At 62.4% G+C, this 15630-nt stretch carries 13 protein-coding genes; 2 read left to right on the top strand and 11 right to left on the bottom strand.

All coding sequences use genetic code 11. From position 1 onward, the window contains the following. Nucleotides 1-10: 10 nt before the first annotated feature. Nucleotides 11-2113 (bottom strand): TonB-dependent receptor family protein, encoded by a 2103-nt coding sequence (locus MWN76_RS19845; RefSeq protein WP_250464743.1) that lies wholly within the window; start codon nucleotides 2111-2113, stop codon nucleotides 11-13. A 146-nt stretch (nucleotides 2114-2259) separates the two neighbouring features. Here MWN76_RS19845 and MWN76_RS19840 point away from each other — a divergent pair, with 146 nt between their 5' ends. After that, on the top strand, nucleotides 2260-3549 hold the full coding sequence (locus MWN76_RS19840; protein ID WP_250464740.1) for a PepSY-associated TM helix domain-containing protein: 1290 nt from the start codon (nucleotides 2260-2262) through the stop codon (nucleotides 3547-3549). 88 nt (nucleotides 3550-3637) lie between these two features. Here MWN76_RS19840 and rimI read toward each other — a convergent pair whose 3' ends face one another. The 5 genes from rimI to MWN76_RS19815 all read right to left on the bottom strand — a co-directional run bounded on the left by rimI (nucleotide 3638) and on the right by MWN76_RS19815 (nucleotide 7771). Continuing rightward, the gene (gene rimI, locus MWN76_RS19835; protein WP_250464738.1) at nucleotides 3638-4114 is read right to left on the bottom strand and encodes a ribosomal protein S18-alanine N-acetyltransferase; all 477 of its coding nucleotides are present in this window, start codon (nucleotides 4112-4114) and stop codon (nucleotides 3638-3640) included. Beyond that, the gene (locus MWN76_RS19830; protein ID WP_250464735.1) at nucleotides 4111-4905 is read right to left on the bottom strand and encodes a uracil-DNA glycosylase family protein; all 795 of its coding nucleotides are present in this window, start codon (nucleotides 4903-4905) and stop codon (nucleotides 4111-4113) included. The genes rimI and MWN76_RS19830 overlap by 4 nt, the downstream gene beginning before the upstream one ends. Nucleotides 4906-4918: 13 nt before the next feature. Continuing rightward, nucleotides 4919-6457: a 2-isopropylmalate synthase gene (locus MWN76_RS19825; protein ID WP_250464733.1), complete on the bottom strand. Its 1539-nt coding sequence runs from the start codon at nucleotides 6455-6457 to the stop codon at nucleotides 4919-4921. Between the two features lie 352 nt (nucleotides 6458-6809). Further along, a complete protein-coding gene (locus MWN76_RS19820) occupies nucleotides 6810-7295 on the bottom strand; it encodes a MarR family winged helix-turn-helix transcriptional regulator (protein WP_250464731.1) in 486 nt (161 codons plus the stop codon). Next, nucleotides 7292-7771 (bottom strand): glutathione peroxidase, encoded by a 480-nt coding sequence (locus MWN76_RS19815; protein WP_250464729.1) that lies wholly within the window; start codon nucleotides 7769-7771, stop codon nucleotides 7292-7294. Before MWN76_RS19815 ends, MWN76_RS19820 begins: the two co-directional genes overlap by 4 nt. 181 nt (nucleotides 7772-7952) lie before the next feature. Between MWN76_RS19815 and MWN76_RS19810 the strand changes: the two genes are divergently transcribed. Next, on the top strand, nucleotides 7953-9881 hold the full coding sequence (locus MWN76_RS19810; protein ID WP_250464727.1) for a cytochrome c/FTR1 family iron permease: 1929 nt from the start codon (nucleotides 7953-7955) through the stop codon (nucleotides 9879-9881). Between the two features lie 303 nt (nucleotides 9882-10184). On the opposite strand, the gene MWN76_RS19805 is transcribed toward MWN76_RS19810, so the two are convergent. From MWN76_RS19805 to MWN76_RS19785, 5 genes are all read right to left on the bottom strand, one after another. Beyond that, the gene (locus MWN76_RS19805) at nucleotides 10185-11249 is read right to left on the bottom strand and encodes a hypothetical protein (RefSeq protein ID WP_250464725.1); all 1065 of its coding nucleotides are present in this window, start codon (nucleotides 11247-11249) and stop codon (nucleotides 10185-10187) included. After that, a complete protein-coding gene (locus tag MWN76_RS19800; protein WP_250464723.1) occupies nucleotides 11249-11953 on the bottom strand; it encodes an OmpA/MotB family protein in 705 nt (234 codons plus the stop codon). The genes MWN76_RS19805 and MWN76_RS19800 overlap by 1 nt, the downstream gene beginning before the upstream one ends. After that, nucleotides 11943-13250 carry a MotA/TolQ/ExbB proton channel family protein gene (locus MWN76_RS19795; RefSeq protein ID WP_250464721.1) on the bottom strand — a complete coding sequence of 436 codons (1308 nt, stop codon included), beginning with the start codon at nucleotides 13248-13250 and terminating at the stop codon, nucleotides 11943-11945. Before MWN76_RS19795 ends, MWN76_RS19800 begins: the two co-directional genes overlap by 11 nt. Nucleotides 13251-13253: 3 nt before the next feature. Beyond that, nucleotides 13254-14480 (bottom strand): hypothetical protein, encoded by a 1227-nt coding sequence (locus MWN76_RS19790; RefSeq protein ID WP_250464719.1) that lies wholly within the window; start codon nucleotides 14478-14480, stop codon nucleotides 13254-13256. Nucleotides 14481-14561: 81 nt separating this feature from the next. After that, nucleotides 14562-15161 carry a bactofilin family protein gene (locus MWN76_RS19785; RefSeq protein WP_250464717.1) on the bottom strand — a complete coding sequence of 200 codons (600 nt, stop codon included), beginning with the start codon at nucleotides 15159-15161 and terminating at the stop codon, nucleotides 14562-14564. Nucleotides 15162-15630: the final 469 nt, after the last annotated feature.

The raw sequence follows: 15630 nt of genomic DNA, 5'->3' as shown, positions 1-15630 counted from the left end.
AATATCCGGGCTAGAACTGCCACTCCACACCGGCGTAAGCCGACAGCGGTTCGCCCGGATGCAGAATGGCCGCATCGGCGACGGCCCTGTCGCGCACACCGTGACGGGCTATGTAGGATTTGTCGCCCAGGTTTCTGATCTCCGCGAAAGCGCGCCACCCGGACGCGACCATACCGGCGCGCAGACCCCAGATACGGTAGGAATCCACGCTGTAGCGGTTGGCAAAATCCGCGTAGCGCTCACCGACGTAATCCAGTGTCGGTCCGGCGTAGAAGCCGCTGCTGTGCCGGTACATTAATTCCGCCCGCGCCACCTGCTTCGGCGCAGCCGGCAGCCGGTTGTCGCCGTAGAGCGGATCGCCGTCGAAGTGGAAGCGGTTCAGGGTCAGGCTCAGCAGCGGGTTGAGACTGTGCCCGCCGTCCGCGAGAGAAAACCCGGCCGACACCAGTGCCTCCACACCGGCGTGCAGGCTGCGGTCGATATTACTGCTGAGGCTGGTACCCGGCGCGTCGGGATCATCCACCGAAAGAATCTCATCGCGAACCTGCGCGTAGTAGGCGGACAGATCCCAGCGCCAGTTGCCACCTCCGAATTCGCCCTCGCCGCGGCTGCCGATTTCGAGCACCTGCCCGGACATGGCCTCCAGCGTTTCGTCGCTGGCACTCACCTCGTCTTCCAACTGGTAATTGGTGGGCGCCTCGAAAATGCGGCTCAGGTTGGCGAACAGGCTGCCGCCGCCGTCCAGGCTGTAGACGAAACCGAGACGGGGGTTGACCGAGGCATAGTCGGCCTCTGGGTTGCGCAGCAATCCGCTGGACAGGTTCCGGTCGCGGATCTCGCGCCCGGCGGATACAAGTTGTGCGCCGGCGATGGCGGTCCAGCGTTCGTTCAGTTGCCAGCGATCCATGGCGAAGGCTTCCAGTGTGCGGGCCGCGTTGTCGATATCATTGCTTTTGCCGTTGCGCTCGCCGCCGTCGTTGCGGTAATTGCCACCGGTCACCGCGTTGTCGCCGTAGTTGAGGCCCAGCAGCCAGTCGTGATCGCCAGCGCGGTGGCGGTAGCGCAGCATGGCACTGGCGTCTCTCTGCCGGGTATCGATCAGCAGGCTGAACACCTCCACCAGTTCGCCGTCAATGGGCGCCATGACCTTGTCCACGATCGGGTGGTACAGATCCTGGTTTTCGTAGGCCACGCCCAGTTCCAGGCTGCGGTTTTCATCGATCTGCCACGCCGTCTTGTTGGCAATTCGCGCGGTATTCACATCGTGCTGAAAGTGGCCGCTGATCGCATTGGGGCCGGCCTGGTCCGGGTCCGCGGCGATATGGTCCCGCGACAGGGCGCCGGCCAGCTCCTGGTCGTTTTGTACCGCGGTGATATAAAAGCGCGTATCCACACCCTCGCCGAGTTGAACGCCGATATTCGCGTAGAGCCCCCGGCGCGACTGCAGGTCGTGCTCGCGGTAGCCATCCCGGCCCTTGCTCTCCAGTGTCACCAGGCCATCGAGTGTCTCGCCACTGGCCGCCAGTGTCGCGCGGGCCTGCAGCAGGCCGTGGCTGCCGCCGTTCAGTGCAAGTGTCAGTGGCGCCAGGTCGCGCCCGTTGGGAGAAACGAAGTTCACCGCCCCGCCCAGGGTACTGGCACCGTATTTCTGCGCGTTGGCGCCGCGCGCGAAAATGGCATAGCGCGCGCTCAGCGGGTCGATCATGCGGTTGTGGTTGTTGCCGTCCGCGGCGGTGACCGGCAGGCCGTCCTGCAGCAGTTTGATACCGTTCATGTCGTAGTCCACCGCGTCCAGGTTGGATCCGCGGCTGGACAGGAAGACATTGTCGTTGCCGGTGGCGCTGGCGCTCCAGACACCGGGCACATAGCGCAGCATGTCCGCCACGTTCGACAGACTCCCCTCCCGCGCCCTGTCGATATCCACCAGGCTCACACCGCCGGGCGTCAGTGCGACCTCCGCCGAGTCCTTTTCCAATCCCCGGCTGCTGCCGGTCACTTCGACGGTCTCCAGTTTCCCGGTTTCAGCACCACAGGCCTGGCTGCAGGCCAGTGCGAACAGGGACAGCGGTATCGCTACGCGACATTTGCCGCACCTGGATTTTCTGCTGGGCATCGGTGTCTCCCTTTTTTATCGCCTTTCCATAAATAGAAAGCAGTATAAAGAGAGGGTGCGCACGGGGTTTGCGACAAATTGTCGCATCTGTTTGTCGCGGCAATTTTCCTATACTGGGTCCGCCGGCCCGGATGCAGACAGGCACAATGACAAGAAAAGATTCACAAAAAACAGCGAGCGGTGGCGACAGGAATCAAGGCTTCCGCCGCATCTGGCGCTGGCACTCCCGCGCCGGTATTGCGATTGCGCCGCTGTTGCTGGTGATGGTGATCACCGGCGGCATCTATTTGCTGGAACCGCAAATAGAAGACCTTCAGTACGCGGACCTTCTCTACCTGCAGCAGCCATACAGCGGTGCCGTGGATCACACCGCGCTGGCGACACAGATCGAAAGCAGTTACCCGCAATCCCGCATTCGCCACTACCAACCGGCCCGCTCCCCGGGCGAGAGCGCGCAGTTCCTGGTCGATAGACAAAATGGCAAAACACTGACGATATTTCTGCATCCCGGCGAGGGACGAGTACTGGGGATTGTCGACGAAAGCCTGCGACTGACGACGGTGGCCAAAAAAATTCACGGCGGATTGATGGCGGGTGTCACCGGCGAGGTGATCGTGGAACTGGTGGCCTGCTGGACCATACTGATGGCGGTATCCGGACTCTATCTCTGGTGGCCGCGCAGCCGGCGGCTGCGCGGCACGCTGATTCCGCGTTCCGGCAACGCCGCGCTGCGCGACCTGCATGCGATACCCGGGGCGCTACTGGGGCTGTGGATACTGGTGATCATTGCCACCGGCCTGCCGTGGTCGGTGGTCTGGGGCGGACTGCTGAAACAGGGGGGCGAGATCGCCGGCGAGGCGCTGCCGGAAGCGGTGTTCCAGTCGCGCCCGCAGTCCGGCGAGCCACGGGGGCGGGCGCGCCTGGACCTGAATGGCGTTATGGCAATAGTCGGCGGGCTGGAGTTCAACCACGCCTACCGCATCGACTACCCGTGGGGGCCGCGCGGCAGCTTTACCGTATTCCCGCTGCGCCGCGGCGGCGAGGCGCAGGACACGGCCTATTTCTTTATCGACCAGTATTCCGGCGAACTGCTGCGCGAGATCCGCTGGCCGGACATGGGCGCCGTCGGCCGCGCCACCGCCATCGGTGTGGCGCTGCACGAGGGGCGCCTGTTCGGCAGCGCCAACCAGATGCTGAACCTGGCGGCACTGCTGGTGCTGGTGGCCCTGGCGACCACCGGCTGCCTGATGTGGTGGCGCCGCCGGTCGCGCGCGGCCGGGGTGAGAGCGGTACAGGGCGACGTGCCGACAGGGCTGAAGTGGACGCTGATCTCACTGGCGGTATTGCTGCCGCTGGCGGGAGTGACGATGCTGGCCATCTGGCTGTGGGATAAATGGCGGCAGCGCGGTGGGGAAATTGGGGCGGCGGCTACCTGACGAGCCTCTATCTATAGGGTAGGTAGGCCCATCATTCATGGTTGATGGGCACGCTGCGCTTTGCCCATTCTAGACAGAACTAACAGGACTACAGGTGACGCGGCAGAAGCAGGCTCATCAGCACCGCATCCTCGCGCGCGCCCTGCTCCGCCGGATAGTAATTCCTGCGTACACCGTCCTCGGTAAAACCCAGCGAGCGATAGAGCGTCCGCGCCGGCCAATTGGAACTACGGACATCCAGCAACACGCGAACGATGTCCGCGGGAAGTTCGGCCACCACCCGCCGCAACAGCGCCCGGGCAACGCCGCGGCGCCGCCAGGCCGGGGCGACTGCCACATCGAGAATCTCCGCCTCGTCGAACAACTGCGACATCACGCAGCAGGCGATCACCTCGCCGCCGTCGCCGGTCAGCAGCCAGCAACCGTGGCCGGCCTGCAGACTGTGCCGGTATTGTTTTTCGGTCCAGGGGTGGGTGTGGGCGCTGCGCGCCAGTCTGGCCAGCGCTGTGCAGTCGGTGTCGCAGGCCGGTCGCAATACGGCGCCGGGGATACCGGCGAAGCTCACCGGGCGCGGGTCTGTTCGGGGTAGGTCCGGCGCAGCAGCTGCCAGAGCTCCCGCTTGCGCTCCGGTTGCTGCAGCAGTTCGGAGAGGCTGGGCATGGCGATCACGCGGATACCGTTCCAGTCGTGAACGGCTTCAGTCATCGCGACCGGCGCACAGAAATCCTGCGCCTGCCGCCCCATCAACCAGATGGATTTGACCGGCCGGCGCGCGCTGGCGGCCTCCAGCCAGCTGGTACAGGTATCCCGCGCCTGGTCGGCGGACGCGGCCGGGCCGAAGCGGTTCTCCGCCAGCGGCCAGCGCATGCGGTCCTGCTCTCGCGGCAGCTCGTGCCAGTTCAGCGCGCGGGCAATATTGTTGAGCAGGGATTCCACCGGCAGCGCCGCACCGGGTTCGCGGCTGTCCACCGCCAGCAGTTCGCCGCCCAGCCACCAGCCACTGAGTACAAAGGGTGCAACGGGAACGGGCTTCGGTTGTATCGCAGCGGAGACAGCGGGTTTGTGCGGTTCGACAGGATTCCGGGACTCGGGACTCGGGACCCGGGACTCGGTGGTTGCCACATCCAGTATCCCGGCATCTGCAAGTCTGGTGACGGGCGACGTTGACACTTCGGGTTTCGATCCAGGTCCTGCCGCCGAGACCTCTCGCCCCGAGTCCCGAGTCCCGAGTCCCGAGTCCCGCTCAACCGGCAGTTCCGCCTGGCGCGGCTCGGGCGCGAGCGGCAGCACGAAGCGCGGCATATAGCTGGGGATCCCCAGTGCCGACAGGTATTCCGCGCGCTGCAACTCGTTCACTCGATTCCTCCGTTCAGACGCCCTGCGCCTTGTTCTTGCTGCCACCGGCGAGCAAGTTTAAAGCATCCAGGTAGGCTTGTGCGGATGCGACCAGAATATCCGTGTCCGCACCGACGCCGTTGACCAGCCGCCCGTCGCGCTCCAGGCGCACGGTGACGCTGCCCTGGGCCTCGGTGCCCTGGGTGACGGCGTTGACCGAGTAGAGTTTCAGGTCGGCCTGGCTGCTGGCCACCGACTCGATCGCCTTGAAGATGGCATCCACCGGACCGCTACCTTCGGATTCCGCGGACACCTCACTGCCGTCGATCAGCAGTTGCAGCTGTGCCTGCGGGCGCTGGCCGCTGCGGCTCTGCACGTGCAGGGTGGCCAGGCGGTAGTGCTCCACCGGCTCCTCGGCGCCGGCGACAATTGACTGCAGGTCCTCGTCGAAGATCTCGTGTTTCTTGTCCGCCAGGTCCTTGAAGCGCTGGAATACCACCTGGAACTCGCCGGCGTCCTCGAAGGTGTAGCCCAGTTCCTCGTAGCGCGCTTTCACCGCGGCGCGACCGGAATGCTTGCCCAGTACCAGCCGGTTGTTGCCCCAACCCACGTCTTCCGCGCGCATGATCTCGTAGGTCTCGCGGTGCTTGAGCACGCCGTCCTGGTGAATACCGGACTCGTGCGCAAAGGCATTGGCGCCGACAATGGCCTTGTTCGGCTGCACCGGGAAACCGGTGATCGAGGAAACCAAGCGCGAGGTGGGCACGATATGGGTGGTATCGATGCGGGTATCCACCGGATACAGGTCCTGGCGGGTGCGCACGGCCATGACGATTTCCTCCAGCGAGGCGTTGCCGGCGCGCTCGCCGAGGCCGTTGATGGTGCACTCCACCTGGCGCACGCCGTTCATCACCGCGGCCAGGGAATTGGCCACCGCCAGGCCCAGGTCGTTGTGGCAGTGGGTGGAGAAAATGGCCTTGTCGGAGTTGGGCACATTCTCGATCACGCGCCGGAACATGGCGCCGTATTCTTCCGGCTCGCCGTAGCCGACCGTGTCGGGAATATTGATGGTGCTGGCGCCGGCATTGATGACCGCCTCAATGATGCGATACATGAACTCCGGCTCGGAACGGCTGCCGTCCTCGAGGGAGAACTCCACATCGTCGGTGTACTGGCGCGCGTGGCTGACCGCGTCCACCGCCTGCTGAAACACCTTATCCGGCTCCATCTGCAGCTTGTATTTCATGTGGATCGGCGAGGTGGCGATAAAGGTGTGAATGCGCGGGGCCTCGGCCTTCTTCAGTGCCTCGGCGGCGCGGATGATATCCGGCCCCACGGCGCGGGCCAGGCTGCACACGGTGGAGTCTTTCACCGTCTCCGCGACCGCCTGCACCGCCTCGAAATCGCCCTGGCTGGCGATGGCGAAACCGGCTTCGATCACATCGACGCGCATGCGCTCGAGCATCCTGGCGATGTGGATCTTTTCCTCTTTGGTCATGGAGGCGCCGGGGCTCTGCTCACCGTCGCGCAGGGTTGTATCGAAAATGACTAATTTATCGTTATTTGTACTCATTTCTGGCCTGTCTCCTAGCTCTGGCTCGAGGCTAAACAGCGCTCGAATCGCTGTCTACGCGCCGGTTGCCAAATAAGTGTGGAATTCTGTGGGAGGGAACGGAAATAAAATTATGTGCCGCAGCGCGGCAGTCGTAGCGAGGAAGCTAGCGCGCGGGACTCCAGATGATCTGGGAGGCAATGTGAGGGGCATGCGGTGTGCATAGCAGTCGGATCGGAATTGAATGTCAGTTCAGGCAACTATACGAGCGTTCACGGCCGACATCAACAAACATCCTAAATAAAGCCTGATGCAGAGATAAAAAATTAAAAAAGCGGATAAAAAACAACAAACACGAAAAAACCATCCTAAATCACTGGCCAACAGGTCCAATCTCTTCCAGCAAGCGCCACAGGCCGGCACGCAGCTGCTCCACATCGGCGCGGCTGACTCCCGAACCATCCAGTTGCGACTCGACCCAGTCCCGGGCGCGCGGGCGCAACCGGCGGCCGGCCTCGGTCAACGCCACCAGGGTGATGCGCTCGTCGCGGCTGTCGCGCCGGCGGGTCAACAGGCCGCTGCCCTCCATCCGCTTGAGCAGCGGCGTCAGGGTGCCCGAATCCAGCATCAACTGCCGGCCCAGGGCACCGACGCCGACGTCCCCCGCAGCGCCGGATTGCTCCGCCTCCCACAACACCAGCAGCACCAGGTACTGGGGATAGGTGATATCCAGTTCCCGCAGCATCGGCTGGTAGGCGCGGGTCATGGCGCGGGACGCGGCGTAGAGTGCAAAACACAGCTGGCGGTTCAGCGCCAGCGGATCGCCGTCCCCGCAGGGCAGTGCGCTCTCGCGGCTCACAGCAGGGACTCGATCTCGGCCGCCAGGTCTTCCGGCTTGTCCTTGGGCGCAAAGCGCTCGACCACCTGGCCATCGCGGTTGACCAGGAATTTGGTGAAATTCCACTTGATACCCTCGGTGCCCAGGATACCCGGCGCCTGCCGCTTGAGTTCGACAAACAGCGGGTGCGCGTCCGGCCCGTTGACATCCAGCTTGGCGAAAAGCGGGAAGCTGACCCCAAAATTGAGTTCGCAGAACTCCCTGATTTCGTCGTCACTGCCCGGCTCCTGCTTGCCGAACTGGTTGCAGGGGAATCCGAGGATCACCAGGCCGCGGTCCCGGTACTTCTCGTGCAGCGCCTCCAGCCCCTTGTACTGCGGAGTAAATCCACACTTGCTGGCTGTATTGACCGCCAGCAGCACCTTGCCGCGGTACTCCTCCAGGGTCGTCTCGCGGCCGTCCTGGGTTTTTACCGGAATGGAATAAAGATCGCTCATCGAAACAGCTCCTAGGGGTTTACCTAATCAATTTTGCACAATTTAATTGTGCACCACTAAAAATCAAGCGTAAACAAGTGTTAATTAAGGGAGCCAATCACCCCGAATGAGTTTATTACGAGAATAATTATCAATATTATGACGCCCCTGATTTGCACACCCAAGAAGGGACAGCCTTTCCATGCGTCAACTTACCCGCTACCTGTTGTTCACCCTTTTCTCCACCCTGCTGGCAGCCGGCGCCCAGGCGCAGCAGGGCGGTCTCAGTGAACAGGAGCTGCGCCAGATGATGCAGATGGCCGAATATATCGGCGTGGACTATTCGGAGGCGGTGCGCGGTGGCGAGGTCGTCAACGGCGACGAATACGCCGAAATGCAGGAGTTCTCGCGACTGATCGCGGACAACAGCGCGCGTCTGCAAGGCTCGCCGGAGGCCGACGCGATCCGCGCCGAGGCCGAGGCCCTGCAGGCATCGATTGCCGACAGGGCCAACCTGGCGCGGGTCAAGGCCCACACCGCCAGACTGCGCCACGGCCTGCTGTCCCTGTCCCCGGCCCTGTCGCTGCCGCGGCAACTGCTGGACAGTGCCGAGAGCGAGGCCCTGTATCAGCAGCACTGCGCCGCCTGCCACGGCGCCAGCGGCATGGGCGACGGCGCGCTGGCCGCCAGCCTGGACCCGCCGCCGATCAACTTCCACGATCGCGAGCGCGCCGAGAACCGCTCCCTGCTGGGGCTCTACGATGCTATCAGCGAGGGGCTCGATGGCACCTCCATGGTCGCATTCGACCAACTGTCCGAGCAGCAGCGCTGGTCCCTGGCGTTCTACGTCGGCGGCATGGCCTTCGAAGCCGACACGGCGGCGGCAAAGGGCACCGACCTGCAACTGCAGGACCTGGTGATGTACAGCCCGCAGGTGCTACGCGAGAACAACCCGGAGGCCCCGCTGGAATCCATCGCCGCGCTGCGCGCCGATCCCTCCCCGCTGTTCGACAAAGCCGCCCGGGGCGGGGACCGGCCGATCGATACGGCCCGCAGCCAGCTGCAGAAATCCCTCGAGGCCTACCAGCAGGGCGACTACAACAGTGCGCGCACCCTGGCGATCAGCGCCTACCTGGACGGCTTCGAGCTGGCGGAGAGCACCCTCGATTCCCGCGATGCCAGCCTGCGCCGCTCCATCGAGACCGACCTGCTGAACCTGAGGGCCCGGCTGAACGCGGACAGCGACCCGCAGCAGGTGGAGCAACAAGTCACTTCGGTTCTGGAACGGCTGGACGAGGCCCAGGCCCTGATCGAGGGCTCCAGTCTCTCCGACACCTCGCTGTTTGTCGCCAGCCTGATCATCCTGCTGCGCGAAGGGCTGGAGGCCTTGCTGGTGGTGATTGCACTGACCACCATCCTGATCAAATCCCGGCGCGGCGATGCGCTGAAGTATGTCCACATCGGCTGGATCGCCGCTTTCGTCGCCGGCTTTGCCACCTGGGTGGCCGCACAGAAGCTGATCAATATCAGCGGCGCCAGCCGCGAGGTGATGGAGGGTGTGGCCGCCGCCGCGGCCGCGGCGGTGCTCTTCTACGTGGGTTACTGGATGCACAGCAAGACCCACGCACAGGAATGGCAGAAATATATCCAGAAAAACGTTGACCGCAGCCTGACCACCGGCACCCTGTGGGGCATCGCCGGCCTTGCCTTTATCGCCGTCTACCGCGAGATTTTCGAGACCATCCTGTTCTACCAGGCGCTGCTGACCCAGACTTCCGGCGGCCAGTACAGTGCCTTGTGGGGCGGTGTCGCCGCGGCGGCGGTGTTGCTGGCGGCACTGGGCTGGGCGATGGTGCGCTATTCGGCGCGCCTGCCGATCGGCAGGTTCTTCTCGGTCACCACTGTAGTCCTGCTGGCACTGTCTTTCGTGCTGGCCGGCAAGGCGGTCGCCGCCCTGCAGGAAGCGGCGCTGATCAGCCACTCACCAATACCGGTCAGCTTTGCGTTCGACTGGTTGGGCATCTACTCCACCTGGGAGGGCATCGGCGTACAGGCTGCGATCCTGCTGGCCGCCGGCTGGCTGTGGCTGCGCGGTCGCAGGCAGCTGTCGGCAAACGCCGCCGGAGCCTAGACGAAAATGCCCCGCATCCACGGTAATGCCGGTCAGTTAAGCAACTGAATGCTTGGTAGATGAGATTGTACGGGGCTTTGGCTGGCTTCGGGGCGGCCCTGCTACCGGGGTGCAGCCTTGCGAGACACGCCGTATATACATCCCTGTAGGCTTGTCTGCGAGGTCCCTCTCGCAGACAGTCTCGCAAGGCTGCACCCGGCATCAGGGCCTTTGCGGCGACAATGTGGCTTAACTGACCGGCAGTACCGCATCCGCGGGGCATTTTTTATTGCCGGTTTAAAAAACGAAGCGGCACCCCGTCACTCAACGCAATCTGAAACCCAACTCCGATTCGATCTGGGTGCGGGTCCAGAAACGCCAGTCGCCATCGCCCTCCGACTCCGTTTCGCCGCGGTGCTCGATCACCCCCCTGGCCCGATCCGGCCAGGCGAGTATCGCCACCCGGGCCGAATGGCCACAGGAATAAAACAGCTCGGGGGGTGGCAGCATCCGCTGCAGGCGACGCAGCAGCGGCTGCCAGCCGAGGGGCAGCATGGCTTCCGCCAGTTTCCAGGAGGGTGCGGGCGCTTTCGCCGCCTTCTGCAGCAGGTCGCCATAGCGCGCACGCGCGGCGTCGAGCAACTCGGCCTCACTGATATACAGACACCCCTGCACCTGCCGCTCGGCGCACAACAGGCAGATTCCCTCGGGCAAGGACAACAGCCGAGCATCATCGGCATTCAACTGCCAGTGCGACGCTTCCGCGGCGCATCCGCACTTCGGACAACTGCCCCGGCTCCCGTCGGCCGGCCCCTGCAACGGCCGGCTTTCGGCCCCTGCCTGCCAGTACTGCGGCTTCTTGGCAAAGTAGCTGTCACCGCAATTGCGGACATGGGACAGGAAATCGAAACCCGGGGTACTGGCGCCCTGCCCCGCAGCAGCCTGCAGGCAGTCTCCACAGAAGGTGAAGGGCCCTCCGTCGTGGGATGCGTTGATGGTTGCCAGGTCGCTGCTCGCAATCCAGGCACCGCGCTGTTCTTCCTCCAGCGCGGAACTGCAGGGATGCAGATGCACCCGGGAGGCAAATGCCCGGCGCCTTTTCGGGTCGTTCAGCTCCGGGGCATCGGGACCGAACAGCATGACCGGATGACCGCGATAACGCCAGCCCGCACGGCAAGTCTGCAGGTCACCGATACTAACCTGGATACCCGCTTCCAGTTCACGCGCCAACACATCCGCGACCGGTGCCCCGGCGCTCTCGTCACTTTCGTGTTCAACCGCGGCCGGCTCCCCGGTGGCGGCCTCTTCGGTCGCACCGGTATCTCCCGCGGCCGGCACCTCATCCCCCGACCCACGCAGTTTTGCCAGAGCCTGTTTCCAAAGTGCCACTATAGGGCCTCCTCTAGTATTCGATGAATCTGCGCCTCGGCATTGGTGATCACCCGGAAAGCGACCCGCTTGGATTTTTCCGGATCCTCTCTGCCGTCGGCCCGCAACACCGGCCGCGCCGATGAGTAACCGACCGCCGCCACCAGCTGCAGCATGCCGGGCACTTCCTGCGCCGGGACCAATCCGTGCACAAAACGCAAAACCTCGCGCGAACGGTTCTGCGACAGGCGCAGGTTATTGAAGTAATTCTCCTTTTCGCTACCGCCCGCACCCCATTCGGAACTGGTATGCCCCTCGATATGGATGGCGCGGATGGATCCCAGATAGGGTTGCAGCGCGGCGATATACCGCGGGAAAAAGTTCCGCATCACCCGTTGCGCCTCCGGGTCCAGTTCTGCATCCCCGGTCTGGAACATCGCGTCCGAGTCGTTGAAGGCGATCGTCAACTGGTCGCGGTCGATGGTCGCCCCCCAGCGGGGAAGGTCGTCTTCGAACTCCTCCACCAGCGACTGGTAGATAGCCAGCTGGTTATCCCGAAACGACTGCGCCATCGCGCGAATTTTTTCTCGCTCCTCGATCATAGAGCGCATCATCACGATGGAGATACACAGGAACACCATCATCAATCCGGCCATCAGGTCGGAGACACTGAGCCACTCCCCCTCTTCCGGCGGGTTGCGCGACAGGGTGAGACTATTCCGCATATTCCGCTGTCCGCTCCCGAAGCCGCTTTACCTGTGCCAGCAGTTGCTGGTAGTCGCGTGTAAAACTGCCGCCGACAGTCGCCAGTGCCTCGCCCATGGCCGCGAGCACCTGCTCCACCTGGGTGGCCATCAGGCGGTCTATCTGTTCGTACTGGCGGCGAATGGATACATCGGTATCTTTCAACTCCCGGCGGATAACCTCGGTCAGTGCCTGCAGCATCTCGCGGTGAGTGGTGGCCAGCATCTGCGCCAGCTCGCGCATCGATTCCCGGTGCGTTTCCGCCGATGCCGAAACCAGCTGCTCCATCGCCCGGGGATCAAGCGCCTGCAGATTCTCCAGCGCAGCTGAGAAATCGCCAAAGCCCTGCGCCAGGGATTCCGTCTGTCCCTGTAACAATCGGTTGAGGGCAGCCAGGTTTTCGTCGACCCCCTCCTGGGCGGCGACCAGCCCCTGCGACAGGCGCTCCATATTCTGCGGCAGCTGTGGCACCAGTTCCGTGAGCTGCTGCGCCGAATCCGCCTGGCTCTGCAGCAACTGGGTCAACTGTTGCGCCTGTTGACCCTGGCGCTCCAGCAATTCGTCCAACCCGCGATAGAGCTGCGGCAGTGCGGCAATTCTGTCGTACATCTGCCTGAGCATACCCTGCTGTTCCGCCAGGGTGCGCTGACTTTCCTCTGCGCGCTGGCCCCAGGTTTCAACCTGCTGAGCATGGTCGCGGTAGGCCTGCGCGGCGGAGTCCAGCGCCGGTCCCAGTTCGGCGAGCCGGGAACAGAAGGCCTGCAGGTTGTCGCCAAACTGGACCTGCAGCCGCTGGTTGAACTCCGACACCACACGCTCGAGGCCGGCGACCAGTTCCGCACTCACGTCCCGGGAAAACCCGTCGAAAGAATCGCGCAGTTCGATCAGGTTGCGGTTCAGGTCGTCGATGCTCGCCGTGTCCTCCACCGGGTCGGATGGCAGGCGGATCATGCGGGTGAACACGCGCAGCAGCAGCGACAACGCCAGGCCAATCACACTGGTAATAAAAGCGGTCTTCAGGCCGGCCATCAGGTCGGCAATACTGCGATCGATTTCCTCCAGGGAAAACTCGTACAGACCGATGATGATGCCGATAAAAGTACCGAGAATGCCCAGCGAGGTCAGGAAGCCGGGCCCCTGCTCCACAAACTCCCGCCCCCGCCCGGTAAAGCGCAGCATCAGCGCCAGGGCGAAGATCGACAGCATCAGAACAAGAAAATAGTCGGTGACCCGCGCTGGTGTCAGCGCCAGGAACACCTGGTGTAACAATCCCGACATCCACTATACCTCGGAGAGTTTCTTTAACGTCAGCTCGTGGTAAAAGGCACCACTGGGAAGTTTGCCGTGCCCCTGGTCAATCAGTTCCATCCGCGGCAGCACGCGAATAATTTCCGCCGTATTGGTGAAGTGTGGCGCTTCGTTACCAAGCGCCGATTCCCTGACGCGAACATTTTCATCCGACTGGACCTCGAACAACGCCGGCTCCCGGGGCAGCCGCTCCCGTTTGCCGAAAATCACATGCAACATCCCCTGCGGCTTGAGTCTGGATACCAGTAACTCGCTGAGCACTTCCGCCTCTTCGGGGCTGTAGAACATCAACAGGTCCCAAGCCAGGATTGCATCACAGGGTTCGAGGTCCGCGAATTTACTGAACGCCGAGCGTATCGCGTCGCAACCGCTTTCTCCGCGGCGCTTACGCCACTGTATGGCCGCGTGCAGATCCAGTAGGAACAGCTCGCCCACCTGCTTTTCCAACGCACCAATATTGCGCCCATTCCTCGGGCCGCAGTCTGCCACCTCACTGACCGGAGACTTTCGCGCGGCGCGCATGGCCGTCGACAGGCCGGGCAGGGGAAGTGACGCACTGGAATCCTGCCGGGAAAAGTAGGTCGCAACATCCGATGCATCTCCCGGCCGGACCTTGCCGTGGGCGCTGTCACCGTCGTACTCGAAAAAATATTCGACCAGGTCTTTGCGCATCCCCTGCCGCTGGAGCAACGAATTACTGAGATTAAAACGCCCGAGGCTCTTCATCAGTGCAACTGTCGAATGTCCCTGGCAGGGCACCTGCGGATAATCCGGATCGTCCGTCGTCTCGTAGGTAAAGTCCTGTAACAACCGGAACTTTGCCGGCCTGTCCGGCATCGAGGAGCCGGTATACATCATCGCGTGCAACAGGGTTCCGGGCTTCAGGTTGGGCTGCAGCAGGCCAATTAGATGCTCGATCAGGTCAACACTCAGAAAGTTGAGCAAATCCCAGCACAGTACGACATCGAACTTGACCTTCTCCGGCTTGGCAATCAAGTGCTGCTCCAGGGCAGGCTTCAGGTCCGGCGCCTGCTGGTTCTCTGTAAAGAACTCCACCAGGTCCTCGATATAACAGGGGCAGTTCATCTGCAGGAATGCCTGGGTGGTCCCGACCGCCAGGGGTCCCAGGTCCAGGATACGGTAGCCCGGCTGGATGATCTCCCGGCTGAGCGCCGCCAGGCCCAATGAGTGATGTTGCATATACCTCATTCCACATCGCCAATGGAGTAGAGACCGAGCAGCACCGGGTGCTGCTCGACGAATTCGCTACCGTTTCGGCGATCAGACTTCCGCTTCCTCTTCTTCATACTCATTGGAGCCGGCGAAGATGCCGGTGTTGGAGGAAGCGCTCGCTGTCGATGGAGCTGCCGCCTCCTGGCCCTCTCTCGGCGGCAGGCTCGGGTGCACCAATTTTTCCTTGAAGCCGTTGATTCGCTCTTTCATTTCCGAGTCGGTGTCTACCATATCCATGGAGCCGCGGAACTTACCACCATCATCCAGCTGGATGCGCGGTGCAGTCAGGTTGCCTTTCACAACTGCCGTACGGCGGATCTCGATCAGTTCCTCTGCCAGCGCATCCCCGGTCAGGGCCCCTTCGACAGTGATATTTTTCGCGTGGATATTGGCATTCAGCTCACCACCAGCACCGACGGAAAGATTGTGGCCCTCCATGATGACGGTGCCTTCGATGGTCCCTTCAATATGCAGGCTCTCGTTACCGATCAGCTCACCGCGGAACTTGATGTTCTTACCGATAACCGACTTTTCGAAATCGTCACCAGTCAACGAGTTGTTTTGCTGCGGGGCGGAACTCTCCTGATCCATAAAACCATCGAGAAAGCTGTTGGAACCCTCTTCGTTGGACTGCTCTTCATTTGCCATGTTGTACTCCTCAGATTGGGATAGCTGGTTGGATGCCCCATTTGCCATACCTCACACAAACTCCGGGCAAGCTGTTGTTCACCGTCTTCGCGGCAATGTCGCCCGATGATGATAAGCACCGGGAGTGATCGCCGCATGTCGCAAAAGTCATTTTTTTCACTGCTGGAGTTGGTTTTTGTCAGGTGTGTGACAACTTTCACAATTTCCAGGGCATATCAACGACGTCGATGTTCAAGCAAGGTGAATGGAACTGGCTGATTGATGTGCAGTCGCCGTCTGGAAAGGACAGAAAGCAGCCGCAACATAACTAGCGGGCAACGGGCCGGCACATTCGTTATCGGTGTTGGTATGGATACTGCTTATACAGTGGAGAAGGCTTTTAAAACTGGAGCCCTGTCGATCAGCTGATTACTCCGATCCACAGCCCTTCCGCGGAAATAAGACTGCCGAAGGCATATTCTGTGACACA

It is taken from the genome of Microbulbifer litoralis, from assembly GCF_023634065.1.
GTDB lineage: Bacteria > Pseudomonadota > Gammaproteobacteria > Pseudomonadales > Cellvibrionaceae > Microbulbifer > Microbulbifer litoralis.
Note: the sequence above shows the minus strand (reverse complement) of the source record. Positions and strands in the feature narration are given on the sequence as shown.

Excerpts from the sequence above, each read along its gene's own strand:
- MWN76_RS19840 (WP_250464740.1), top strand. The coding sequence starts at position 2,260 with ATGACAAGAAAAGATTCACAAAAAACAGCGAGCGGTGGCGACAGGAAT.
- MWN76_RS19790 (WP_250464719.1), bottom strand. The coding sequence starts at position 14,480 with ATGCAACATCACTCATTGGGCCTGGCGGCGCTCAGCCGGGAGATCATC.
- MWN76_RS19845 (WP_250464743.1), bottom strand. The coding sequence starts at position 2,113 with ATGCCCAGCAGAAAATCCAGGTGCGGCAAATGTCGCGTAGCGATACCG.
- MWN76_RS19825 (WP_250464733.1), bottom strand. The coding sequence starts at position 6,457 with ATGAGTACAAATAACGATAAATTAGTCATTTTCGATACAACCCTGCGC.
- MWN76_RS19810 (WP_250464727.1), top strand. The coding sequence starts at position 7,953 with ATGCGTCAACTTACCCGCTACCTGTTGTTCACCCTTTTCTCCACCCTG.
- MWN76_RS19785 (WP_250464717.1), bottom strand. The coding sequence starts at position 15,161 with ATGGCAAATGAAGAGCAGTCCAACGAAGAGGGTTCCAACAGCTTTCTC.
- MWN76_RS19815 (WP_250464729.1), bottom strand. The coding sequence starts at position 7,771 with ATGAGCGATCTTTATTCCATTCCGGTAAAAACCCAGGACGGCCGCGAG.
- MWN76_RS19800 (WP_250464723.1), bottom strand. The coding sequence starts at position 11,953 with ATGCGGAATAGTCTCACCCTGTCGCGCAACCCGCCGGAAGAGGGGGAG.
- MWN76_RS19795 (WP_250464721.1), bottom strand. The coding sequence starts at position 13,250 with ATGTCGGGATTGTTACACCAGGTGTTCCTGGCGCTGACACCAGCGCGG.